This window comes from Microbispora sp. H10830, from assembly GCF_014161375.1.
GTDB classification, from domain to species: domain Bacteria; phylum Actinomycetota; class Actinomycetes; order Streptosporangiales; family Streptosporangiaceae; genus Microbispora; species Microbispora catharanthi.
On record NZ_JABBWX010000023.1, the window covers coordinates 56,868 to 79,627 of the forward strand.

Consider the following 22,760-nt stretch of genomic DNA (forward strand, 5'->3'; position numbering starts at 1 on the left):
GGCACCCGCATGATGGAGCGGGCGCCGGGACTGCCCGTCCCGCACCGCCGTGAGTCGCGGGCAGAACTTCTCCGCCCCGACCGGTGTCCAACCGCTCGTACCGGTCACGAGACGGAGGGAGTGGTCGCATGGCCGCGGCGTCCGCCCTGCTCCCCGGCGACCCGCCGCGCCTGGGGGACTTCTGGCTCGCCGGGCGTCTCGGCGCGGGCGGCCAGGGAGTCGTGTACGAGGCATACGATCCCGACGGCGTCCGCGTCGCCGTCAAGGTCCTCCACGGCGACACGGCGAGCGATCCCGGCCTGCGGTCGCGCTTCGGCAAGGAGGCCATGGCGGCACGTCGTGTCGCCTCCTTCTGCACGGCCCGGGTTCTCGCCGTCGACCTCGTAGGGCCCAAGCCGTACATCGTCAGCGAGTACGTCGAGGGCCCCAGCCTGCGTCAGGCGATCGCGTCCGGCCGCCGGTTCCGGGGGGACGAGCTGCACCGCCTGGCGACAGGCGTCGCGACCGCGCTGGCGGCCATCCACGACGCCGGCGTCATCCACCGCGATCTCAAGCCCGACAACGTCCTGCTCGGGCCCGACGGCCCGCGGGTCATCGACTTCGGCATCGCTAGGACGCTGGAGATGTCCCTCACCGCGAGCGGGCTCGTGACCGGAACGCCCACCTACATGGCGCCGGAGGTCTTCATGGGCGGGCGCGCCGGAGCCCCGGCCGACGTCTTCTCCTGGGGAGCCGTCGTCCTGTACGCCGCGATCGGCGACGACCCCTTCCGGGCGGAGAGCCTCGGTGCGGTCATGCATCGCGTGCTGGCCACCGACCCCGATCTCGATGCGCTGCCCGGCTCGCTGCGCTCGCTCGTCGAGGCCGCTCTCAGCAAGGATCCGCTCGAACGGCCCGCGGCGCGGGACCTGCTCCTCGGCCTGATCGCCGGCGCCGGCGGGGCTCCCGCCGATCTGCTCAGGGCGGGCAGCGCCGCGGCCGGACAGCTGGCTCTCGACACGACCTCGGATCCCGGGCTCGGAACGCTCGCCGAAGACGCCTACGGGTTGCTCGGCGAGTCCGAGCGTGCCCTGGTGCCCGACGTCTTCCTCCGGATGGTGACCGCGAGCGAGGGCGGAGCGCTCTCACTACGACCGCTGCCGCGTGACGAGTTGTTCGGCGGCAGGTCCCCCGACGAGGCGGCGGCTCTCGACCGGATCCTCGGCGTCTTCGCCTACCTGCTCACCAGGCGGGGCGGCGACATCGTCCTCGCCCGGCCAGGCCTGCTGCGCGCCTGGCCCCGGCTGCGCAGGTGGGTGGACGACGAGCGCGGCGGTCTGGCCGTACACGGGATGATCCGTACGGCGGCCCGGCAGTGGGACGGCCACGGACGGCGCGAGGGCGACGTGCTGCAAGGCGGTCGGCTGGAGTCCGCCATGCACTGGGCCGCCGCCGGACGCCGGCATCTCACGCTGAGCCCGCTGGAACGCGACTTCCTCGACGCGTGCGAGGCGGCCACCCGCCGCCGCCTCCGCCGACGGCGGCTGCTCACCACCGTCCTCGCCGTCCTGCTCGCCGTGTCCGTGGCGGCCGGGGCGACGGCCGTACGGCAGAGCGGGGTCGTCGCAGAGCAACGCGACCACGCTCTCGCCGGCCAGGCCGCGACCGAGGCCGACGGCATGCGGACGTCGGACCCGGTGCGGGCGATGCTGCTCGGCGTCGCCTCCTGGCGGCTCGCCCACACGCCGCAGACCCGGTCCGCGCTGCAGAACGCCTGGTCCCAGCGTGAGCGCACGGTCTTCACCGATCCCCAGCCCGCCGGCGAGTCCGTACGGATGATCACCGCCGATGGGCGCAGACTCTTCAGCGTGTCCCCCCGGGGTGTCCGGATCTACGACCTCAGGAGCGGGAAGCCGGTCGGCGGATGGGACGGCCTCGGCTTCCGGAACGGGGACACGCTGCTGGACGCGGCGCTCAGCGCGAGCGGCAGGATCCTCGCCGTGGCATCCGGCCGGACGGACGGCCCGCCGGCCGACGTCCGCGCGTGGGACACGACGACCGGCAGGCCGGCCGGCAAGGTGTTCGCACTGGACCCCGGCGCGCCGTTCAACGGCCTGGAGGCCGGGGCCGTCGACCGCTATCTACAGGTCCACCAGGGTGACGGCACCGCGCTGTGGGACATCCGCACCGGCGCGTCCTACTCCTCGCGATCGGGGGTCATGGACGCGTCCTTCGGCCCGTCGGGCGACCTGGTGGCGTTCGCGGATCTTCTCGGCGGGTTCCACCTGTGGCGCCTGCCGGGCGGCCGGCCGGTGACCCGCTGGCACGAGAAGGACGCCTGCACGGGCTCCGCCCGGTCCATCGCGATCAGCCCGGACGGTCACACCCTGGCCTGCGCCACGACGTCGGGCATCTTCCTGATCGACCTCAGGACCGGACGGCTGCTCCCGGCTCAGCCGGGCCCGGGCGGCGGCCGGGTCCTCTTCAGCCCGGACGGGCGGCTCCTCGTGGTCCATGGCGAGCACGAATTCCAGCTCGTGGAGGTCGCGACGGGGAACACGTTGCTGACCTACCGGGCGGACGCGGAGGGATTCGGCTTCGACGGCGCCGCCCTGCGCTACCTGGCCGACGACACGGTCGTGACACTCGACATCTCCGATCTCCTCACCCGGAGGCGGCTGCCGGGGGGCACGCCCGATGCCGCGCTGTACAGCCCCGACGGCCGGCTCCTGGTGACGCACGAGTCCGCGGCTCGTGATCTGGTGCTGTGGGACGCCGCGCGGCTGCGCCCCTCCGGCCCGCCGATCCGGCTGATGGAAGCGGACGCGCCGATGCTGTCGCTCGCGTTCAGCGGCGACGGGCGCCTCCTCGCCTTCGCGGACGGCATGGGCGCCAATGTCATCCGCGTGTGGGACACGACGCGGCACGTCGAGACGCGTCGCATCACCCTCGCCGGGGACTGGTACGCGCGGGGCCTGGCCATGAACGCCGACGGAAGCCTCCTCGTCGTGACGGCCGAAACCCCCGAACAGGACGGGACGCAGGAGCAGCACCACCGGTTGCTCGTCCGGGACCTGCGGCAGAACCGGTGGATCAAGACGATCGACGTGAACAGCGAGATGCAGGCCGTCTTCCGGCCCGGAAGCGCGATGGTCGCCCCGTTCGATTCGCGGGCCAACCGCCTGATCGACCTGTCCACCGGCCGCCAGGTCGGGCCGGCGACGACCTCCGGGACCACCGGCACGAACGCGGTCCGCATCATGGCGGCGGGATTCAGCCCGGACGGCCGGACTCTCGCAACCGAAGACGCCTCCGGCCGCCTGACCTTCTGGGAGCTGGCCACGGGCCGCAGACGCGGCCCGGTCCTCAGGGACGCCGGCACCGAGGCGATCTCCAGCCTGCTGTTCTCGCCGGTGGGCGACGCGGCCGCCACCGTCTCGGTGGACGGGACCGTCCAGCTGTGGGACGTCGCGACGCCCGCCAAGCTCGGGAGGCCGACGCCCGCCACAGGCGCCGACCTGGTGGCCGCCGCCGCCTTCGCCTCCGGCGGCCGTGTCCTGCGCGTGCTTGACGATGCCGGGGTGGTGCGTGAGATCACGGTCGATCCCGTCGCCCTGGTCGCCGCCGTATGTTCCCGTGCGGGTCGCACGCTGACGGAGGCCGAGTGGGCCGGCTACCTCCCCGGCGCGCCGTACCAGGACGTCTGCTCCACCTGACCGGACCGCACCTGCCACGGCCCCACGGGGGCGAGCCCTAGGGGCGGCTCCGGGGCCGCACGCGGGCAGGAGGGATGGGCAGGGGCTCGGCACCGGCGACGACGGTGTTGCGTACGGCGCCGATGCCCTCGACGGTCAGCTCGACCACGTCGCCCGGCCGGAGCGGGGGCGGATCCTGGCGGCCCCGCAGGCCCCACAGCTCGGCGAGGCATCCGCCGTTGCCGCAGGTGCCCGAGCCGAGCACGTCGCCGGGGCGCACCCAGGTGCCGCGCGAGGCATAGGCGACCAGGTCCTCGAACGGCCAGCTCATGTTCGACAGCAGGTCGCGGCCGACCTCTTCGCCGTTCACCGACGCGGTCAGCGCCAGGCGCAGGAAGCCGTCGCCGTCCCGGTACGGCTCCAGCTCGTCGGCGGTGACCAGCCACGGGCCGAGGGTGGTCGCGGTGTCCTTGCCCTTCGCCGGGCCGAGGTTGACCCGCATCTCGCGGCTCTGCAGGTCGCGGGCCGACCAGTCGTTCATGATCAGGAAACCGGCGATGTGGTCGCGGGCCGACTCCGGGGTGAGGTCGCGGCCCTCACGGCCGACCACGGCGGCGACCTCCAGCTCGAAGTCGAACGCCCGGCAGCCGGGCGGCAGCGGCACGTCGTCGTACGGTCCGGCGACGGCGTAGGGGTTGGTGAAGTAGAAGGCGGGAGCGTCGTACCACGCGTCGGGCACCCCGCTGCCGCCGTCCACGCTCCTGCGCACGCCCTCGACGTGCTCCTCGAACGCGACGAAGTCCCGCACGGTGGGCGGCTGGAACGGCGCACGGAGGCCGACGTCGTCCAGCGGGATCGGGTCTCCGGCGAGGCTCGGCGCCTCGTGGAGGCGGCCGTCCACGAGAAGGTCGAGCAGGCCCAGTCCCTCGGGTAACGGCAGGACGGATCCGGCGTCCACTACTCCGGCAAGCACGCGCCCATGATGGGTGAATGTGGCGATTCGCATCCGACGGCCCTCGTCAGACCGGCGGCGCGACGAACACGCCGCGGTCGACGTCGTTGAAGGACTCCTTGGCCACCAGTTCGTTCATGGGGTTGGCAGTGCCCCACTGGTCGGTGACCTCGGGCTGGGAGAAGTCGTAGACGTGCGGGTGCCAGGCGTCCTCGTCCAGCTCCTCCAACTCGGTCGTGTACTCGACGGTGTTGCCGTGCGGGTCGAGGAAGTAGGAGAAGGTGTTGTCGCCCGCCAGGTGCCGGCCGGGCCCCCAGATCATCCGGACTCCGGCGCGCAGCAGACGGCCGGTGCCGTACATGTACTCGTCCAGGCCGCGCATCTCGAAGCTGATGTGGTGCAGGGAGGCGTGCGGGCCGCGGGCGATGGCCATGCTGTGGTGCTGCGGGTTGCACCGCATGAAGTGCATGACCTGCCCCATGTGGGGGGAGGCGAGCGTGTCGGACAGCGCGAAGCCCAGATGGGTCTCGTACCAGTCGCGGGTCGCGTCGATGTCGGGGGAGTTCAGCACGACGTGCGACAGCCGTACGGGGACCGACTCCTTGGGCTCCAGCCTGCGGTGGGCCCGCACGTCGACGTCGGCGGAGACCTCGATCGTGCGGCCGTCGAGGTCGAAGAACCGGAAGCCGTACCCGCCGCCGGGGGTGGCGAGCGGGCCCGGCTCGCCCACGAGCGCGACCCCCGCGGCGCCCAGCCGCCCGGCGAGAGCGTCCACGCCGGCGGGTGTGGCCGCGCCGAAGGAGACCAGGTCGAGCCGCTTCTCCTCGGACTTGCGCAGCCGGATGACGTACTGCTCGGGCGAGCCCTCGGCGGCCAGGAAGCTGATGCCGGTGTCACCGGCGACCTCGGTGAGGCCCCAGACCCCGGAGTAGAACGCGCGCTGCTTGTCGTAGTCGGGCACGGCGAGGTCCACGTGCCGCAGATGGGTGATCAAACGTGACATGTCAGTCCTTGAGATCGAACAGATGGAGGGCGTTGCCGCCGCGGACGGCGTCGAAGGCGTCCCCGGCCGGCAGCGCGGCGCGCAGCCGGTCGAGCGGGTCCTCGACGCCCATGTCGAAGGGGTGGTCGGAGCCGAGCACGACCCGGTCCGGCCCGGCGGCCTCGACCAGCGCGCGCAGCGCCGCGGGCTCGTAGACGAGGGAGTCGAACCAGATCCGCCGCAGGTAGGCGCTGGGCGGCTCGGCGCAGCCCCGCGCCTCGGGCCGCACGCGCCAGCCGTGGTCGGCCCGGCCCGTGTAGGCGGGCAGGTAGCCGCCGCCGTGCGCGGCCAGCAGCCTCAGGTCCGGATGCCGGTCGAGCACACCCGAGAAGATGAGGTGGGACAGCGCGACGGCGTTCTCCGCGGGCTGGCCGACGATGTTGGACAGATACCAGCGGTCCAGCCGCTCGTCCAGCGTGCAGCCGAACGGGTGGAGGAAGACGACCGCGCCGGTCGCCGCCGCGTGCGCCCAGAACGGCTCGTACGCCGGATCGGACAGCTCACGCCCCGTGCCGTTTTCACGCCCTCCGCCATCGGAGATACCGGGCGCGTGCGAGGAGATCTCCACGCCCTTCAGCCCGAGGCCGAGCGCGTGGTCCAGCGCCTCCACCATGAGCTCGGGGTGCTGGAGCGGGACCAGGCCGAGGCCGTACAGCCGCACGGGGGCCTGCGCGCAGTGCGCGGCGGTGCGCTCGTTCGCCAGCCGCCACACCGTACGCGCCAGGTCGGGGCCGGCCCAGTAGTGGTAGTGGGACGGGGACGGGCTGACGATCTGCACGTCCACCGCGGCGCGGTCCATGTCGGCCAGCCGTGCCGGCACCTGCGTGAGCCTGGCGAGACGCTCGGAGATCATGCGCCCGGAGACCTCCAGGGACGCGGGGCCGTTGCGGCGCGCGTCCAGCTCCCGGTGCGCGGCGTGGCCGGGCCGCCCGGCGACGGCCCGCTCGATCTCCGGCAGCAGCACGTGCGCGTGCACGTCGACGGTGATCACGGGCGCTCCGTCATCAGCGCGCTCATCCGGGCCATCAGCCCGGGCAGGTCCGCGTCCGGCACGGGATTCAGCTGCCAGTCGGCCAACTGCAGGGACGCCTCGACCACGGCCTTCACCCGGTCGTGGCGGCGGTTCATGAACGCCTCGAACACCGGCTGGCCGAGCTCGTCGGCGGCCAGCAGCAGCTCGGCCAGGACGGCGGCGTCCTCCAGGCACTGCGCCGCGCCCTGGGCGAGGGTGGGCGGGCAGGCGTGTGCGGCGTCGCCGACCAGCACGACCCGGCCACGGTTCCAGGGCCGGTCCACCAGCAGCGACTCGAACCACGTGTAGTTGATGCGGTCCGGGTCGGTGATGTCCTCGCGGATCTCGGTCCAAGCCCCGCCGTATCCCTCGGCGAGCTCCCGCATGTGCGCGACCTTGTCGCCGACCGTCTCCCGGGGCCTGGCCTTCTCCACCAGGTAGGCGTACATGGAGTCCGGGCCGGTCGGGCAGTATCCGGCGATGAAGCAGGGGCCGCCGTAGACGAGGTCGGTGCGTTCGACCCCCGCCGGGCGGCGGGTGTGCACGCGCCAGATGCCCATGCCGGTGGGCCTCGGGGCCACCTCGATCCCGATCAGAGGGCGCACCGCCGAGCGGATGCCGTCGGCGCCCACCACCAGGTCGTAGGTGCCGGTGGTGCCGTCGGACAGCCGCACCTCCACCTGGTCGCCGGCGTCGGTCAGCGCCTCGGCGGTCACCCCGAACCTGGTCCGCGCCCCGGCCTCGCGTACGGCGTCGGCGAGGATGGCGGCGAGTTCCGGGCGGTTCATGCCGACCGTGGCCGGCAGGCCGGGGCCGCCGGTGCGGGCGTCGGGGACCTCCGCGAGGAGCGTGCCGTCCGGGGCGCGCAGCCCGACCGAGTCGAAGGCGAAGCCCGCGGCGGCGACCCGGTCCCAGACGCCTAGGTCGCGCAGCACCCGCAGCGCGTTGCCCTGCAGGGTGATGCCGGAGCCGAGCGAGGTCGTCCCGGGCTGGATCTCCGCGATGTCCACGGTGACGCCGGCGCGGGCGAGCAGGATCGCCAGGGCGGAACCGGCGGTGCCGCCGCCGACGACGAGGGCGTTGCCTACTGCTGGCATGGGGGTCCTATTTGATCGCTAGGGGGTTGACGGGGGAGCCGACCGCGCCCGTGATCGGGAGCGGCGCGGCGGCGAGGAAGAACTCGTACACGCCGTCGGCGGCGCAGTGCGCGGCGAGCGCGTCCAGGTCCCACATCTCGCCGACGAGCAGGCCGATGTGCGGGATGGCCACCTGGTGCAGCGGCTGGAAGGCGCCCTCGAACTCGTTGGGGCGCACCTCGAAGCCCCACGTGTCGGTGGCGACGGCCGCGATCTCGGTGCGGTGCAGCCAACCGGCGCTCCAGAACGACAGGCCGGGGGCGGGGCCGCCGGCGTAGTCACCCCAGCCCTCCCTCCTGACGCGGCTCAGCTGCCCGGTGCGCACGCACACGATGTCGCCGCGGCCGACCGCGACGCCGTGCGCCTCGGCCGTGGCGTTCAGGTGCTCCTCGGTGATCGCGAATCCGTCCGGCAGTTCCCCGCCGCCGATCACGCGTCCCACGTCCAGCAGCACGCCGCGACCGGCGACCGGCGCGGCCATGTGCTCGATGCCGGTGACCTGGTCGCCCTCACTGGTGACGACCCCGTCGGCGGGCCGGCCGTTCCAGGCCCTGCCGTGGTCGAAGATGTGACCGAGGCCGTCCCACTGGGTGGAGCACTGCAGCGGCATCGCGATCACGTCGTCCGCGCCGCCGAACCCGTGCGGGAACCCCTGGTCGCCGTGGACCGCGTCCATCCCGGTGTCCAGCATCGTGTGCACCGGGTTGGTGCGGCGGCGCCAGCCCTTCTGCGGGCCGTTCATGTCGAACCGCTGGGCCAGCGAGAACGACACACCCGTGCGGACGCACGCCGCGCCCTGGCGGCGCTTGGCCTCGTCGATGAAGTTGACCGTGCCGAGCACGTCGCCGGCGCCCCAGCGGCCCCAGTTGGAGTATTCCGCCGCGGCCGCGGCGATGGCGTTCTCCGGTGTCATGCCGCCTCGCTCACGCAGCGGTTGCGCTGGACGCCCAGCCCGGTGATCGCGCCTTCCATCACGTCGCCCGGCCGCAGCAGCCGGCCCCAGTGCATGCCGTTGCCGGCCGGGCTGCCGGTGAGCACCAGGTCGCCGGGCAGCAGTTCGACGGTCTGCGAGGCGTACGACACCAGCCGCGCCACGTCGAAGATCATATCCGTGGTGGTCTCGTCCTGCATGACCTTCCCGTTGAGCCGGAGCGTCACGCGCAGGTTCCCGGGGTCGCCGGCGAAGGCGGCCGGCACCAGGTAGGGCCCGAGCGGGGTGAACGTCGGTGCGTTCTTGGCCCGCAGCCAGTCGGTGCCGATCTCGGGCATGTCGCGGCGGAACACCACCTCACGGGCTGTGACGTCGTTGGCGATCGTGTACGCGGCGACGTGCTCCAGGGCGTGCTCGGCGGGCACCCGGAAGGCCGGACGGCCGATCACCGCCGCCAGCTCCAGCTCCCAGTCGGGCTTGGTGCACCAGGCCGGGATGACCACGTCGTCGTACGGGCCGGTCACCGAGGAGGGCAGGCCGATGAACACGTACGGCTGGTCCTCGGCCGCGCGGCGGTCCATCATCGCGGCGGTCTCGGCCCGCACCTGTTCGGCGGGCCGGCCGTTCGCGGGCTCGTGCGCCACCGCCAAGTCGATGACGTGGGTGCGGTAGTTGGCGCCGGACTGCAGGATCTGCCGGGGCTCGACGGGGGCGTGCACCCGCAGGCCCGCCAGCGGCAGCCGCTCTCCGGGCGTCCCGGCGGCTTGCTGAAGCAGTGGCAGGACGTCGTCCCAGCGCTCCAGCAGTGCCCGCGTGCTGTCGTACGCCTGAAGCCCCGGAACGGTGCGCAGGTCCAGGACGTGATCGCCGGTGACCAGGCCGGGGAAGGCCGCGCCGCTCCCGAAGGCGCCGGCGGAGAAGGTGCCGAGCGCGAACGGGCCGGCAAGGGGCGGGGATGTTTCCACAGGTTTCCTCCCGGTGTGGTGCCCTTAACCTTGGACCTGCAGCAACGATTTGGGAAATCGATTCTTCGGATCTGCTCGATCCATGCCATGGATAGTGAGGGCGCCGTGAACCTCGAGAGGCTCGACCTCAACCTGCTGGTCGCCCTGTGCGCCCTGCTGGAGGAGCGCAACGTGACCCGGGCGGGCGCGAGGATCGGGCTGAGCCAGCCCGCGACGAGCGCCGCCCTGGCGAGGCTCCGCCGCCACTTCGGCGACGAACTGCTGGTCAGGCAGGGCAACCGCTACGAGCTGACGCCCCTCGGCACCGCGCTGCGCGCCCCGGCCGCCAACGCCTACGCGATGCTGGAACGGCTGTTCACCAGCCGCGCGGACTTCCATCCGGCGACCGAGCGGCACGAGTTCACCCTGCTGTCGTCCGACTACGCGATCGCGGTTTTCGGCGCGGAGCTCGCCCGCGTCCTGCACGCCGAGGCGCCCGGCGTACGGCTGCACTTCCTCCCCGCGTCGCCCGGCATCGTGGAGAACGCCGACTCCGAGCTCGGCGGGGTGGACGGCATGCTGATGCCGCACGGCGTGATCAGCGACTTCCCGGCGGTGGAGCTGTACCGCGACGAGTGGGTCTGCCTGGTCTCCGCCGACAACCCCGAGGTGGGGGAGCGGCTCACTATGGACGACCTGGCCCGGCTGCCGTGGGTGGTCTACCAGCGGCCGTTCGACGCCCCGGTCGCCCGCCAGATGTCCATGCTCGGGCTGGAGCCGCACGTGGACGTGTCCGTGCACAGCTTCCAGCTCCTGCCGAGCCTGGTGGCGGGCACCCGGAGGATCGCGCTGATCCAGCGGCGCCTGGCCGGCCTGCTGCGCGACCTCGCCCCGGTCCGCACGCTGCCCTGCCCGTTCCCGGCCGTGCCGCTGCAGGAGGCCCTGTGGTGGCACCCCGTCCACACGCACGACGCCGCCCACATCTGGTTGCGCGAGACCGCCGCCCGGGTGGGCGCCGGACTGCCCGCGCTGCCCGGCCATCCACCGGGTGGATGACGACCATCGGCACTTTCCGTCTTCCGCGCACCGCGCCGGATGTCTGACAGTGATGCCTGCCACATCCCCGCGACATCCAGCGAGGCCCCGTATGTCCCAATCGGTCTCCACCACGCGGGCGGGTCTGCCCCAGCTCATCGTGCTGCTCGCCGGGAGCTGCATGCCCGTGCTCGGGGCCGTCCTGCTCTCCCCGGTCCTGCCACGCATGAGCGAGCACTTCGCCGCCACCCCGGGCGCCGCCGTCCTGGTCCCGGTCGTCCTGACCGTTCCCGCGCTGTTCGTCGCACTGGGGGCGCCCTTCGCCGGCGCCATCGCGGACCGGTTCGACCGCAAGCGGCTGTTGATCGTCACCATGGTCGCCTACTCGGTCTGCGGTACCGCGCCGCTCTACCTGGACTCGCTCCAAGCCATCCTGGTCAGCCGGGTGCTCGTCGGCGTGTGCGAGGCGGCCATCATGACCTGCTGCACCACCCTGATCGCCGACTACTGGTCCGGGCCGCGCCGCGCCCGCTACCTCGGCATGCAGACCCTCGCCACCACCGTCGCCGCTACCGTCTTCTTCGCGCTCGGCGGCCTGCTCGGCGCCGGCGGCTGGCGCACGCCCTTCTGGATGTACGCCGCCGCCGCGCTCATCGCGGTCCCCATGGCGATCCTGCTGTGGCAGCCCGCCGCCTCCCGCCACGAGGACCGGCAGTCCTGGCCCTGGCGCGCTCTCACCGTGCCCTCCCTGGTGACGGTCGGCGGAGGCGTCGTCTTCTACACGCTGATCGTGCAGCTGTCGTACGTGCTGGACGGGGCGGGGGTCGCCGACACCGCCGTCATCGGCGCCGTCACCGCGGTGATGTCCCTGGCGACCGCGGTCGGGGCAGGCCTGTTCGCCAAGGCTGCGGCGGGCCGCGGCGCGCGGGTGCTGCTCGTCGCGGAGTTCGCGCTGTCCGGGCTCGGCCTGCTGCTGATCTTCGCCGCCGGGTCCCTGCCCGTGATCGTCGCGGGCGCCGTGCTCACCGGGTTCGCCACCGGGCTGCTGCTGCCGACCCTGCTCACGTGGGCGGTCGGCGGGCTGCCGTTCGCGCGGCGGGGCCGCGGCACCGGGCTGTGGACCGCCGCGCTGTTCCTCGGCGAGTTCCTGTCCCCGTTGCTCGTCAGCGCCCTGACCGCGGTGACCGGCGGGCTCGGCACGTCCCTCGCGGTGATCGGCGTCGCGTCGCTGGCACTGGCCGCCCTGGTCGCCACCGTCCTGACCGTCCCGGCGTCACCACTCGACGCCGCCACCACCGCGCGGTAGCGCCGGGGGTACAGACCGGCGAGTGAGGTCAGGGACGTGCGGGTCACCGCTCCGGCCAGAACGGGTCCCGGCCGATGAAACCCAGCAGTTTGGCCTGGGCATCCGCATCGCCGGGCACCTCGACCCGGGTGCCGAACTGGCCGGAGGAGCGGATGACCTGCTCCATCTGCTCCATCTCAGCGAGCAGTCGAGCGCAGAAGCCGGCGTCCAGCCGGTCGTCCTGGCCGGTGGCTCTGGACAGGTCCCAGGTGTGCATGAACACATCGGCGGTGTAGAACCGGTCGATCGCGGTCGCCAGAGGCAGGCTGCCGATGTGGGGGTTGGCGAGTTCCCGGTACGCCGTCTCCGGATCGTCCAGGATCGCCTGCACACCGTCGCAGTGAACCTGCCACGCGGCGGCCGGGTTCTCGTCCACCGGCGGGCCGCAGGGCAGTTCGATGCCGGCGCCGGCGGCGAGAAACCCGGGGAACCATTCGGTCAGGTGGCGGACGACATCGCGGGCGGCCCAGCCGGCGACGGGGGAGGGCACGTCCCACGACCTGGTGCCGCGTACCCGTTCGGTGAACAATCCGGCGACCTGCCGGTGCCGCTCGGCCGGACGGTCGGACAGCGCCATCGGTGAGCATCCTCTCCAGCGCGACTCCGTCGGGATCGCCCTCGGACGTGAACATCTGCACGATACGGTCCGGTCGTACCTCGTGGAAGCGGCTCTGCCGGCCCGTCGGTCGCCGGGGCGGTCCTCACGCGGTTCAATACGATCGAGCATGATCCCCGCGTCGGTCCGGGAGGGCATGTGCCGGTGTTCGCGTGTGCGGGTTGCGGAGCCGTGCTGACCTCGCCCGTGGTGCGGGTCGCGCTTCCCGACCACGCCCACCAGACGTACGGCAATGAACTGGTTCCCGCTCTTATGGAACCGGGGACGTACGCCGTGGACCCGGAGCCCTCCGGGTGGCCATGGCGGCCCTGGGAGGCGGTCGGCGAGCGGGAAGCCAAGGGCCGGGGCGTGTACGCGCCGCTGTACTCCCTGTCGTACGGGCCGTCGGGAGCGATCGCGGTCTCGCCGGGCGACGTCCGCGGAACCGTTCTGATCCCCCAGCGGTGTGACGGCCTCTGCTGTGGCCTGGACGGCAGGCCCGCGCGATCGGGTGACGGCGTTCCCGCTCTGTCCGCCCGGGGTGCTGGCCGAACGGCTCGGCGTCGAGCCGCTCATCTTCCCCGGCGACCATCAGGGCCTGGCCCTCGACGCCGCCGCCTGCGCCGATATCATCCACGCGGCCCTCGGCTGACCGCGTCGGCAGGGCGAGTCCGAGGCCTGGCCGGAGGCTTCGCGGGAATGACGAGGCCCGGCCGTACGATTCCGACGATGGGACCTGATCGAGGATGAACCGCCACGACAAATCGTTCACCGGGACCCCGCGCGTGGTGCGGGCGGCGGCCCTGGCCGACGCCGACCTCGATCCGGACCCGCTCGACCCCGCCCGGGTCGTGTCCGGAACCCCTGAGGTCCGTCACCTGGAGCTGGCGTCGGGCACGGACCTGGCGGTCGGCGTCTGGCAGCACGGGCCGGGTGTGAGCACCGACACCGAGGTGGACGAGGTCTTCGTCGTGCTCTGCGGCAGCGCGACGATCGAGGTCGAGAACGGTCCGGTGCTCGACGTCGGCCCGGGCGACGTCGTCCTGATGCCCCGTGGCGCGCGCACCGTGTGGACGGTGCACGAGACGCTCCGCAAGGTGTACGCCGTGCGCCCCTGATCACTCCGAAGCGTCTCGGTGACGGTCTCGGCCGTGACCGTTGAGGCTCCTTGCCGCCGGGCCGTACCCCCGCGCGGGCATTCGCGTGCCCGACCGGGGTCCGCCGGACGTTCGCGTGACGGCAACCGGAAAATCGTTGACGGTTAACGGGGGCTCGTTCATGCTCGGGTTAATTCACGGCGGGGCGAGGGGGAGGAGAAATGAAAGATGACGGAAGAGGCGCAGGGGCGTCAGGACGAGCCGGAAAGATCTCCGTTACGGCCTAACACGCTGCTGGCGAATGTGAACGCGGTCAGCTCCACCTTCGCCAACACCGATCTTTCACATTCGGTGCTCACGCAAGTCAGATTCTTCAATTCCAGACTGCATCACTCGAATTTCGAAGGAGCCTCCTTCGACGGCTCCGACCTGGACGGTGCGACGTTCACCGGATGCAGCCTCCGGGGCGTCGAGCTCATCAACTGCGACGTTGATCGACTGGTGATCAACGGGATCAACGTGGGCAACCTCTTGCGTATGCTGCACGGCACCCCGGGAGGTCTGTAGCCATGGCAGACCGGATCCGGCCGTTCATCTCGGCCGCGCATCGCGTAGACGTGTTGGGCCAGATGGTCCGGGAACACTCCGACAGGATTTCCGCCGAAGTCGCCGCCCTGATCGAAAGGGGACTTGACGAGGCGATATCGAAGAAGGACGGGAAGGACGGAGCAAAGGACTCCGGAGAAACGGGCCTCTGGGACAAAAAGGACGGAAAGGATGGCGGCGCCAAGGACGGATCCAAGGACGGATCCAAGGACGGCGACAAAGACGGGGCGAAAGACGGCGACAAGGACGGCGCGAAAGACGGTTCCAAAGACGCCAGCGACAAGGGCAAGGACACCAGTGACAAGGGAGACGACAAGGGCGGCGACAAGGACAGCGCCGGCGGAGAGAATGTGATCATTCGGCACGGTGACGAGCTCGTCCTTCCGGCGGACGCCTTCACTCTCATCGCCGAGGTGCACAGCGTGCGGCTGGCCGCTCTCCTCAATCAACCGATCTTCTGATGTCGGCGATCGAGCAGGCCGACATCGTGGTGGTCGACGAGGCCGACGACCCGTTCGGCGCGGTTCTGGCGCGTCATGCGGGAGACGTCCGCGTGGTCCGAGCCAGACCGACCGAGGCGGCGAGGGCGATGACCATCGTCCAGAACGGCACGAGCGTGCGGGTGGAGCCCGCGTGCGCCCTGCTCCTCAGACCGTTGCGTCCTCAGGACGCGATGCGTGACGCGGACGAGCGGTTCGCGCACACGGAGGTGTTCTCGACTCTCTGGTCGGCCGCCGCCATGACCGCACGGCCGGTGATCAACAGGCCCAACGCGTGGGGATGGTCGGCCCGCGTGTCCGCCTCCGCCGTCGTCACCCAGCAGCGAGCCGGTATGAGGGACGCCGCGCCCGAGGCGTACTGGCACGCGATGCCCCCGGGCGCCGCGTTCCGCTATCACCAGAGCCTGGAGACCTGGGCGGTGGTCGACGATCCGAGCGGCACCCGCTTCGGCCGTTCGAGGGCTCTGGCACGGCCACGTGGCTGGGAGCAGGTGATCGTGGTGGGAACCGAGGGCTTCCGCGTCACCCGGGCCGACGTCGGCGACCGCGACATCGAAGCCGACAGCGTGGACGTGGCCACGCGACTCGGCGTGCGGTTCGCCACGGTGAGCTGGGCGATCCCGTTCGGGGAGGCGCCGGCGGCGCTGGCCCGGGTGAACCCTTTTCCCAGCGTGCAGGAGTGCCGTCCGGTGCTGACCGACGTGTGCGCGGCACTCCTGCGGAGTCTGACCGGATGAGCATCCACGCGGTCGGTGTCAGCGTCGACACCACGCTCCGCCGGTTCATAGAACGGGCCGTCGCGACGGGACACGAGGTGGTCTTCGTCGACCTCCATCAGATCGTGCGGCACCCGTGGAGGTTCGTACTCGAACCCGGCGACGAGAGCGCGATTTTGCACGACGACGCCGGGCGTGCGCTCCCGCTGCCTCGTGACGGCCGTTACTACGCGCGCGTCGTGGATCTTTCGCCGGTCCTTCCGGCCGGCGAGGGCCGAGCCTGGCGGCATCTCGTCGACGCACTGCTGGCCTACCTCGACTCGATTCCCGGACCCGTCGTCAACCGTCCCGGCGCGCAGAGCCACAACGGCACGAAACCGCTCCATGAATGGTGGCTGAGCGCGCGGGGGTTCCTGGTGCCGGCCAGTCTCACTACGTCGAGCCCCGACAGGCTGCGGTCCTTCCTGTCCCGCCGGGGTCCCGCCATCGTGAAGGCCGTCTCCGGAACGCGTGGTGTCGCGCAGCTCGTACGGCCCGGCGATCTCGCGGACTTCGAGCCCGCCGCCGGTCCGGTGCACCTCCAGGAATGGATCGACGGGTTCGACGTGCGGGTCCACCTGGTGGACGGTCAGGCGTTCGCCGAGCGGATCGACTCCGATTCTGTGGACTACCGGGAGAAGGATGCGACGACGCGTCACCGGGCCGTCGACGTGCCCACGACGCTGGTCTCACTGATGGACGGGGCGGCGAAGGAGATGGGCCTGCTCTTCACGGGCTGGGACTTCCGGGTGGATCACGCCGGCCGATGGTGGTGTCTCGAGGTCAATCCCATGCCGGGCTACGGGTCCTACGACCGTCGCTGCGCCGGCGCCATCTCCGCCGCGCTCTGCCGGGTGCTCGAATCATGAGGCGGCTCACCGACGACACCCCCGTACGGAGGATCGAGATCCTCGGCCCGGAGGAATGCCGGGATGTGGTCGAGCGTCTCGACGGGCTGGAAGGCGAATGGCGGCGACGCGGTGACGCGTTTTTCACGCTGGGCGCGGCGACCTACCTGGATGTGTGCGCGGGCGGATCCTACGGGAATTACCGGAAGAAAGCCGAGCACGACAACCGTCTGCTCGTCGAGGCGTTCGGGGATCTGCTGGTCGCGGTCCGGGACGCCGTCGCCGACCTTGTCGGTGGACGATGTGAGTACGCGCCGGAACTCGCCCGTCCCGGCTTCCATGTCTTTCTCGCCCGATCGCTGCATGCGACGCTGCGCGACGGATTTCATCTGGATCTTCAGTTCCGGGACCTTCCCGTCCCGGCCACGGCCTATACGGCCACGCTCACTTTCACGCTGCCCGTGGAACTCCCGCTTGCGGGTGGCGGCATCGAGTTCTGCCGGCTCGACGCGGGAGACAAGCGCGGCCGGGTGTCCGCGGAGTGGTATCGCCTCGGGGAATTGCTCGTCCACTCCGGCCGTACGCTGCACCGGCGGGCCGAGGTTCCTTCGTCGCCGCGGTGCCGGAGGATCACCCTTCAAGGTCATGCCCTGTGTGTGGAGGGGGACAAATGGATCCTCTATTGGTGAGGCCGTCCATCGTCGACGTGGAGGTCTTGAACGAGGACGAATGTGCCGAGGTGCGGGCGCGAGTAGAGGATCTGCGGCCGCATTGGCTTTCCCGCGGCTCCGGCTATTTCACCCTGGGGCTGGCGGCCTATCTGGACGTGGTGGGTTCGGACCGTCCGGAACAGACCTACTACGGCCGGCTCGCCGCGCAGAACCAGCTGATCCATGAGCATTTCGGTGATCTTCTCGATCGGGTTGCGAGGACGCTGTCCGAAGTGCTCGCCATGCCCACCCGATACGACGACGGAGTGGCGCTGCCCGGCTTTCACGTATTCGAAGGTGAGGCGATCGCCGTCACCCCCAGGCCGAGCCAGCATTTCGATCTGCAGCATCGGAACATCCGCTGGCCGTTCGACCTTGCCGAGGTCGAGCAGCTCGTTTCGTTCACCCTGCCCGTCGCTCTGCCGCAGTGCGGCGGCGCCCTCGAGTATTGGGACGTCACGGAGCCGGAGGTGATCCGGCTGGAACGGCTCGGGCGGACACTCCAGAGCATCGGCAACACCAAGCCGGTGCGGCGTCACGAGTACCGGATCGGGTGGATGTCGGTGCAGCGGCGGCCCCTGATGCACCGCATCGCCGCGATTTCGCGGCGGCACCCCGGCGACCAGCGCGTCACTCTGCAGGGGCATGGCATCCGGGACGCCGGCGGCTGGGTCCTCTACTGGTGACCGGCGTTCCGCTTCGGGTCGTCGGCGCGACGTCCAGGGCTACCGGGAGGCCGGTGGGGGCGACCGGCGGCCTCCCGGATCGAAGGGGACGTGGACACGGCCCTCGGTGTGCATGAGCTCGAACGTCCTGCGGATCGACGCGGCGTCGTTGAGGTGCGGGAACGGGGCGTCCGGGGGAGCGGCGACCCCGAGGAAGGCGCACAGCGGTCCCCACCCCTCGCGCACGTCGAAGACCAGGAGCCGCTCGGCGGGAAGGGCGGCCTGCACCGTGGCGACGTGCCGGTGGTAGGCCGCGACGGCCCGCTCCTCGTCCGGAGTGTGACCGGGCCGCCAGCCCTCGCCGAAGACCGACCTGCTGATCCGCTCGAAGAGCGGCCGGAGGCTCGTCATCGCGGCGACGACGGGACGAATGGCCTCCGGCGCCTCGTCCTCCCGCATCGGCTCGCGCGGGCTCAGCGAGCCCAGCACGCGGAAGCTGGAATACCAGCTGCGCGGGTCGCGGACCGTGAGGACGACCTTGGCGTCCGGATAGGCCCGTGCCAGCTCCCGCCAGAAGAAGCTGGCGGGCCAGTCCACGCAGGACCGGAAGCCCTCGAAGACGTGTTCCCAGTCGGCCGGCCCGCCCGAGCAGACGGGCAGCCATCGCTCGGCGAGCTCCGGGCGGAGCAGGACCTCGAAGGTGTGGTAGCAGGGCCCGAAGCCGAGCCGTTCCAGGGCCGCCTTCGTCGACGTCGTTCCGGTGCGCGGAAGTCCCGCGCCGATGACCTCCAGCATGTGCAGGCTCCCGTCGTCGCCCCCGCCGGCTGACGCGGTAGACCATGCCCGGCCGCCGGGTGTTCTCACGGCGCGTCCGCACTCCCGGGGCATGCCGCCTCCACGGTCTGACAATATTTCGGCGTCTCCATGAAACTTTCCAATCGCCGCCGGTCTCCAGGCGGGGTGTAGTGCCCCTGACGTCCTCGTCTTCGTCGGCGCAGAACTCACGATGATCTGTGGCTTGAGCCACCAGAAAGTTTTAGGCACGCTTCGGAAACATTCACGTCGCCGGATCCGGTGAGGGTGTGGCATCCGCGATCTGCGAGCAGTACGGAAGCCCGGTCCCGGGCGCCACGGCCACACGTCCCGGTCGGCGCAACCGGAGGAAGGACAGCTCACGTGAGACGACGCATCGTGGCCTTACTGGCCGCCGTGCTGATGCCCGTGGTCGCGGCGACCACGTTGCTGGTCACCCAACCGGCCGCCGCGGCCTCGCTGACCCGGGTGACCAGCTTCGGCAACAACCCGAGCAACCTGAACATGTACATCTACGTGCCGGACCGGGTGGCCGCCCGGCCCGCGCTGCTGGTCGCGGTCCACTACTGCACGGGCACGGCGTCGGCGCTGTTCGGCGGATACTTCCGCGACTACGTGACCGCGGCCGACCAGTACGGGTTCATCATCGTGTTCCCCGAGGCCACGCGCAGCGGCCAGTGCTTCGACGTGTACTCGTCCCAGGCGCTGAAGCGGGGCGGCGGCAGCGACCCGGTCGGCATCATGTCGATGGTCGACTACGCCAAGTCGCGCTACAACGTGGACCCCGGCCGCGTCTACGTCAGCGGCGTCTCCTCCGGCGCGATGATGACCAACGTGCTGGCGGCCGAGTATCCGGACGTCTTCAAGGCGGGCTCGGCCTTCATGGGCGTCCCGGCGGGCTGCTTCGCCACCACCGACGGCTCCACCTGGAACAGCCAGTGCTCCGGCGGGCAGAGCATCAAGTCCGCCCAGCAGTGGGGTGACCTCGCCCGTTCGATGTACTCCGGCTACAGCGGCTCCTACCCGCGCATGCAGCTGTGGCACGGCACCGCCGACACGACGCTGAACTACAACAACTTCGGCGAAGAGATCAAGCAGTGGACCAACCTCAACGGCGTCAGCCAGACGCCCGTGTCCACCGACAGCCCCTCGTCGGGGTGGACCCGCACCCGGTACGGCGACACCAGCACCCAGCCACCGGTCGAGGGCGTCAGCGTCTCCGGTCAGGGGCACTCGCTGCCCCTCAACGGCATGATCGCCTATGCGATCGACTTCCTCGGCCTCAACAACACCACGCCGAGCTCTCCGTCGCCCACGCCGTCGCCCACGCCGCCGAACAGCCCCTCTCCGAGCCCGTCGTCCGGCCCGAGCGGCGGCCCCCCGGCCACCACCCTCGGTGCGGCCGCGGCCCGCAGCGGCCGTTACTTCGGTACGGCGATCAGCGCGAACAAGCTCGGTGACTCGGCGTACACCACGATCGCGAATCGTGAGTTCAACATGGTGACGGCCGAGAACGAGATGAAGATCGACGCCACCGAGCCGAACCAGAACCAGTTCAACTTCACCAACGCCGACCGGATCTACAACTGGGCGGTGCAGAACGGCAAGCAGGTGCGCGGGCACACGCTGGCCTGGTACGCCCAGCAGCCCGGCTGGATGCAGTCGCTGTCGGGCAGCGCGCTGCGCCAGGCGATGATCAACCACATCAACGGCGTGATGGCCCACTACAAGGGCAAGATCCCCTACTGGGACGTCGTCAACGAGGCCTTCGACGACAGCGGCGGCGGCCGGCGCGACTCCAACCTGCAGCGCACCGGCAACGACTGGATCGAGGTCGCCTTCCGCACCGCGCGCGCCGCCGACCCCGCGGCCAAGCTGTGCTACAACGACTACAACACCGACAACTGGACCTGGGCCAAGACGCAGGGCGTCTACAACATGGTCAAGGACTTCAAGTCCCGCGGCGTGCCGATCGACTGCGTCGGTTTCCAGTCCCACTTCAACAGCGGCAGCCCCTACCCCAGCAACTACCGCCAGACGCTGCAGAACTTCGCCGCTCTGGGCGTCGACGTGGCCATCACCGAGCTGGACGTCGAGGGCGCCTCGGCCACCACCTACGCCAACATCGTCAACGACTGCCTGGCCGTGCCGCGCTGCGTCGGCATCACCACGTGGGGCGTGCGCGACAGCGACTCCTGGCGATCGAGCCAGACCCCGCTGCTGTTCGACGGCAACGGCAACAAGAAGCCCGCCTACACCGCGGTCCTCAACGCCCTCAACGCCGCCGTACCCGACACCTCGCCCAGCCCGACCCCGCCGGTCAGCCCCAGCCCCACTCCGCCCGACAGCCCCAGCCCGACCCCGCCCGTCAGCCCGAGCCCGACTCCTCCGGTCAGCCCGTCGCCCGGTACCTCGCCGGAGCCGGGCGGGTGCAGCGCGACGATGCGTACGATCAACTCCTGGCCCGGCGGCTTCCAGTCCGAGGTCACGGTCCGCGCCGGCGGCTCGGCGGTCAGCGGCTGGACGGTGAACTGGAGCTGGTCCGGCTCCCCGTCCATCACCCAGCTGTGGGGCGGCCTCAAGTCCGGCTCCGGCGCCTCGGTCTCCGTGCGCAACGAGTCGTGGAACGGCACGCTGGCCGCCGACGGCACGACCACCTTCGGTTTCGTCGCCAACGGCAGCGCGGAGACGCCGACGTTGACGTGCGGCGCCTCCTGACCGGTGGAACCGCGATGACGCGCTCCTGACCAGGAGGAGCGTGCAGGGGCACCCCCGTCACCCGCGGGGGTGCCCCGCTGCATGTGTCCGTCCACTCAGCTGCCGCAGAGGGCCGTCTGGACGGCCGCGTCGAGGTGCTTCTCCGCAGCCTCGGAGGGGAAGGGGGTCCGGGTGACGGCGATCGCGACGGCGCGTCCGTCGTCGGTGACCGAGTTCCAGGTCGAGTAGCCGGGGATGTCGCCTCCGTGCCCCCAGCTCTGGCCGCCGCATCTCAGCGGCCGGCGGAACAGCCCGAGTCCGTAGCCCGCGGGCGCGTGCGGGGAAACGGCGACGGTGCGGCGCATCTCCTTCAACTGCTCGGGCTTGAGCAGCTTGCCGCCGACGACGGCGCCGAAGAAACGGTTGATCTCGGCCGGGGTGGAGACCATCTGCCCGGCGGCCCATGCCCACGAGGGATCCAGGTCGGTCATGTCTACGAGCGGTTTGTCCGGGTCCTGCTGATAGCCGTCCGGGTGGGGTCCCCTGATGCCTCGCTCGCCGACCGCGGGAAAGTAGGTGTGGCGCAGGCCGAGCCGCCTGATCACCCGTTTGGTGATCTCCTCGGCGACCGGCCGGCCGGTGACCCGCTCGATGAGCAGCCCGGCGACGATGTAGTTGGTGTTGGTGTACTTCCACCGGGTGCCGGGCGCGAAGGCCGGCTTCTGTTGCAGGGCCATGTCCAGCAGCCGCCGGGGTTCGTAATAGTCGTACCGGTACGGCGCGACGGCCAGGTCCAGGAACCCGGTGTACTCGGGGAGGCCGCTGGTGTGCTGCAGCAGTTGCCGCACGGTGACGCGGCGACCGTCGTTCCCGTTCCCGCGGATGAGGCCGGGCAGATAGGTCTCGACCGGCTCGTCCAGGCGGACCTTCCCCTCGCCCGCCAGCTGCAGGACGACCACGGAGACGAAGGTCTTGGTGTTGCTGCCGATCCGGACCTCCCCGTCGACCGGCGTCCTGGCCCTGGTCCGCAGGTCGCCCACTCCCGCGGTGTAGTCGCGGACGCGCCCGTCCCTGCTCCGTACGGCGGCGAGGGCGGCCGGGAATCCGTCCCCGCGCACCAGGTCGTCCAGCAGCTTCTGGACGACGTCGGCGTCCGGCCGCATCAGGGGCGCGGCCGAGTGCGCCTGGACGCCGAGGACGGCGAGCACGGCGGCGCACGCGCCGGTCCACCGGCGTGAACGGGAGCGCGCGCACCTGAAACGCGACGTGCAACACCTCATGGCCCACCTCGCAAGCGCAGGCATGCGTGTCAGGGGGTGGTACCCACGGGAGGCGGCAGGAACCGGAACACGGTGCTGAAGTTCGGTCGAAAACAAGCAGACCCGTCTTGTGTTTCTGTCAAA

21 protein-coding genes are annotated in these 22,760 nt (G+C 71.2%); 12 read left to right on the plus strand and 9 right to left on the minus strand.

Translation table 11 applies throughout. The features are described from left to right. Positions 1-128 precede the first annotated feature (128 nt). Positions 129-3,695 (plus strand): WD40 repeat domain-containing serine/threonine protein kinase, encoded by a 3,567-nt coding sequence (locus HHX35_RS38290; protein WP_182903486.1) that lies wholly within the window; start codon positions 129-131, stop codon positions 3,693-3,695. A 37-nt stretch (positions 3,696-3,732) separates the two neighbouring features. Here HHX35_RS38290 and HHX35_RS38295 read toward each other — a convergent pair whose 3' ends face one another. From HHX35_RS38295 to HHX35_RS38320, 6 genes are read right to left on the minus strand one after another with little or no spacing between them, the layout of a single operon-like run. Beyond that, positions 3,733-4,647, minus strand: a complete 915-nt coding sequence (locus HHX35_RS38295; RefSeq protein WP_396781655.1) for a fumarylacetoacetate hydrolase family protein — start codon at positions 4,645-4,647, stop codon at positions 3,733-3,735. A gap of 46 nt (positions 4,648-4,693) precedes the next feature. Beyond that, entirely contained in the window at positions 4,694-5,629 is a 936-nt protein-coding gene (locus tag HHX35_RS38300) for a VOC family protein (RefSeq protein WP_182903488.1), read from the minus strand. A 1-nt stretch (position 5,630) separates the two neighbouring features. Further along, positions 5,631-6,659 carry an amidohydrolase family protein gene (locus HHX35_RS38305; protein WP_310739591.1) on the minus strand — a complete coding sequence of 343 codons (1,029 nt, stop codon included), beginning with the start codon at positions 6,657-6,659 and terminating at the stop codon, positions 5,631-5,633. Further along, positions 6,656-7,777 carry an FAD-dependent monooxygenase gene (locus HHX35_RS38310; protein WP_182903489.1) on the minus strand — a complete coding sequence of 374 codons (1,122 nt, stop codon included), beginning with the start codon at positions 7,775-7,777 and terminating at the stop codon, positions 6,656-6,658. Before HHX35_RS38310 ends, HHX35_RS38305 begins: the two co-directional genes overlap by 4 nt. Positions 7,778-7,784: 7 nt before the next feature. Continuing rightward, positions 7,785-8,729 (minus strand): cyclase family protein, encoded by a 945-nt coding sequence (locus tag HHX35_RS38315; protein ID WP_182903490.1) that lies wholly within the window; start codon positions 8,727-8,729, stop codon positions 7,785-7,787. After that, the gene (locus tag HHX35_RS38320; RefSeq protein ID WP_182903491.1) at positions 8,726-9,712 is read right to left on the minus strand and encodes a fumarylacetoacetate hydrolase family protein; all 987 of its coding nucleotides are present in this window, start codon (positions 9,710-9,712) and stop codon (positions 8,726-8,728) included. The genes HHX35_RS38315 and HHX35_RS38320 overlap by 4 nt, the downstream gene beginning before the upstream one ends. A gap of 105 nt (positions 9,713-9,817) precedes the next feature. On the opposite strand from HHX35_RS38320, the gene HHX35_RS38325 reads away from it, so the two are divergent. Continuing rightward, the gene (locus tag HHX35_RS38325) at positions 9,818-10,747 is read left to right on the plus strand and encodes a LysR family transcriptional regulator (RefSeq protein WP_182903492.1); all 930 of its coding nucleotides are present in this window, start codon (positions 9,818-9,820) and stop codon (positions 10,745-10,747) included. Positions 10,748-10,838: 91 nt separating this feature from the next. Next, positions 10,839-12,032, plus strand: a complete 1,194-nt coding sequence (locus HHX35_RS38330; RefSeq protein ID WP_182903493.1) for an MFS transporter — start codon at positions 10,839-10,841, stop codon at positions 12,030-12,032. 43 nt (positions 12,033-12,075) lie between these two features. Here the strand turns inward: HHX35_RS38330 and HHX35_RS38335 are convergent, their stop codons facing one another. Next, positions 12,076-12,648 (minus strand): TIGR03086 family metal-binding protein, encoded by a 573-nt coding sequence (locus tag HHX35_RS38335; RefSeq protein WP_182903494.1) that lies wholly within the window; start codon positions 12,646-12,648, stop codon positions 12,076-12,078. A gap of 484 nt (positions 12,649-13,132) precedes the next feature. Between HHX35_RS38335 and HHX35_RS38340 the strand changes: the two genes are divergently transcribed. The 8 genes from HHX35_RS38340 to HHX35_RS38375 all read left to right on the plus strand — a co-directional run bounded on the left by HHX35_RS38340 (position 13,133) and on the right by HHX35_RS38375 (position 17,868). After that, positions 13,133-13,318 (plus strand): hypothetical protein, encoded by a 186-nt coding sequence (locus HHX35_RS38340; protein WP_182903495.1) that lies wholly within the window; start codon positions 13,133-13,135, stop codon positions 13,316-13,318. Between the two features lie 94 nt (positions 13,319-13,412). Continuing rightward, positions 13,413-13,784 (plus strand): cupin domain-containing protein, encoded by a 372-nt coding sequence (locus tag HHX35_RS38345; protein WP_182903496.1) that lies wholly within the window; start codon positions 13,413-13,415, stop codon positions 13,782-13,784. Positions 13,785-13,991: 207 nt separating this feature from the next. After that, entirely contained in the window at positions 13,992-14,330 is a 339-nt protein-coding gene (locus HHX35_RS38350) for a pentapeptide repeat-containing protein (protein ID WP_182903497.1), read from the plus strand. Positions 14,331-14,332: 2 nt separating this feature from the next. Further along, the gene (locus HHX35_RS38355) at positions 14,333-14,830 is read left to right on the plus strand and encodes a hypothetical protein (RefSeq protein WP_182903498.1); all 498 of its coding nucleotides are present in this window, start codon (positions 14,333-14,335) and stop codon (positions 14,828-14,830) included. Next, entirely contained in the window at positions 14,830-15,606 is a 777-nt protein-coding gene (locus HHX35_RS38360) for a hypothetical protein (RefSeq protein ID WP_182903499.1), read from the plus strand. The genes HHX35_RS38355 and HHX35_RS38360 overlap by 1 nt, the downstream gene beginning before the upstream one ends. Beyond that, positions 15,603-16,493, plus strand: a complete 891-nt coding sequence (locus tag HHX35_RS38365) for a RimK family alpha-L-glutamate ligase (RefSeq protein ID WP_182903500.1) — start codon at positions 15,603-15,605, stop codon at positions 16,491-16,493. The genes HHX35_RS38360 and HHX35_RS38365 overlap by 4 nt, the downstream gene beginning before the upstream one ends. Further along, positions 16,490-17,161: a hypothetical protein gene (locus HHX35_RS38370; protein WP_182903501.1), complete on the plus strand. Its 672-nt coding sequence runs from the start codon at positions 16,490-16,492 to the stop codon at positions 17,159-17,161. The genes HHX35_RS38365 and HHX35_RS38370 overlap by 4 nt, the downstream gene beginning before the upstream one ends. Then, the gene (locus HHX35_RS38375) at positions 17,158-17,868 is read left to right on the plus strand and encodes a hypothetical protein (RefSeq protein WP_182903502.1); all 711 of its coding nucleotides are present in this window, start codon (positions 17,158-17,160) and stop codon (positions 17,866-17,868) included. The genes HHX35_RS38370 and HHX35_RS38375 overlap by 4 nt, the downstream gene beginning before the upstream one ends. 39 nt (positions 17,869-17,907) lie before the next feature. On the opposite strand, the gene HHX35_RS38380 is transcribed toward HHX35_RS38375, so the two are convergent. Then, entirely contained in the window at positions 17,908-18,642 is a 735-nt protein-coding gene (locus tag HHX35_RS38380; protein ID WP_182903503.1) for a sulfotransferase family protein, read from the minus strand. A gap of 381 nt (positions 18,643-19,023) precedes the next feature. Between HHX35_RS38380 and HHX35_RS38385 the strand changes: the two genes are divergently transcribed. Continuing rightward, positions 19,024-21,378 carry a PHB depolymerase family esterase gene (locus tag HHX35_RS38385; RefSeq protein ID WP_182903504.1) on the plus strand — a complete coding sequence of 785 codons (2,355 nt, stop codon included), beginning with the start codon at positions 19,024-19,026 and terminating at the stop codon, positions 21,376-21,378. A 95-nt stretch (positions 21,379-21,473) separates the two neighbouring features. Here the strand turns inward: HHX35_RS38385 and HHX35_RS38390 are convergent, their stop codons facing one another. Next, a complete protein-coding gene (locus HHX35_RS38390; RefSeq protein ID WP_310739592.1) occupies positions 21,474-22,565 on the minus strand; it encodes a serine hydrolase domain-containing protein in 1,092 nt (363 codons plus the stop codon). Positions 22,566-22,760: the final 195 nt, after the last annotated feature.

Bases quoted from the DNA above. Each gene is read 5' to 3' on its own strand.
- HHX35_RS38380 (WP_182903503.1), bottom strand. From the start codon at position 18,642: ATGCTGGAGGTCATCGGCGCGGGACTTCCGCGCACCGGAACGACGTCG.
- HHX35_RS38315 (WP_182903490.1), bottom strand. From the start codon at position 8,729: ATGACACCGGAGAACGCCATCGCCGCGGCCGCGGCGGAATACTCCAAC.
- HHX35_RS38360 (WP_182903499.1), top strand. From the start codon at position 14,830: ATGTCGGCGATCGAGCAGGCCGACATCGTGGTGGTCGACGAGGCCGAC.
- HHX35_RS38365 (WP_182903500.1), top strand. From the start codon at position 15,603: ATGAGCATCCACGCGGTCGGTGTCAGCGTCGACACCACGCTCCGCCGG.
- HHX35_RS38345 (WP_182903496.1), top strand. From the start codon at position 13,413: ATGAACCGCCACGACAAATCGTTCACCGGGACCCCGCGCGTGGTGCGG.
- HHX35_RS38350 (WP_182903497.1), top strand. From the start codon at position 13,992: ATGACGGAAGAGGCGCAGGGGCGTCAGGACGAGCCGGAAAGATCTCCG.
- HHX35_RS38300 (WP_182903488.1), bottom strand. From the start codon at position 5,629: ATGTCACGTTTGATCACCCATCTGCGGCACGTGGACCTCGCCGTGCCC.
- HHX35_RS38310 (WP_182903489.1), bottom strand. From the start codon at position 7,777: ATGCCAGCAGTAGGCAACGCCCTCGTCGTCGGCGGCGGCACCGCCGGT.
- HHX35_RS38370 (WP_182903501.1), top strand. From the start codon at position 16,490: ATGAGGCGGCTCACCGACGACACCCCCGTACGGAGGATCGAGATCCTC.
- HHX35_RS38330 (WP_182903493.1), top strand. From the start codon at position 10,839: ATGTCCCAATCGGTCTCCACCACGCGGGCGGGTCTGCCCCAGCTCATC.
- HHX35_RS38290 (WP_182903486.1), top strand. From the start codon at position 129: ATGGCCGCGGCGTCCGCCCTGCTCCCCGGCGACCCGCCGCGCCTGGGG.
- HHX35_RS38355 (WP_182903498.1), top strand. From the start codon at position 14,333: ATGGCAGACCGGATCCGGCCGTTCATCTCGGCCGCGCATCGCGTAGAC.
- HHX35_RS38335 (WP_182903494.1), bottom strand. From the start codon at position 12,648: ATGGCGCTGTCCGACCGTCCGGCCGAGCGGCACCGGCAGGTCGCCGGA.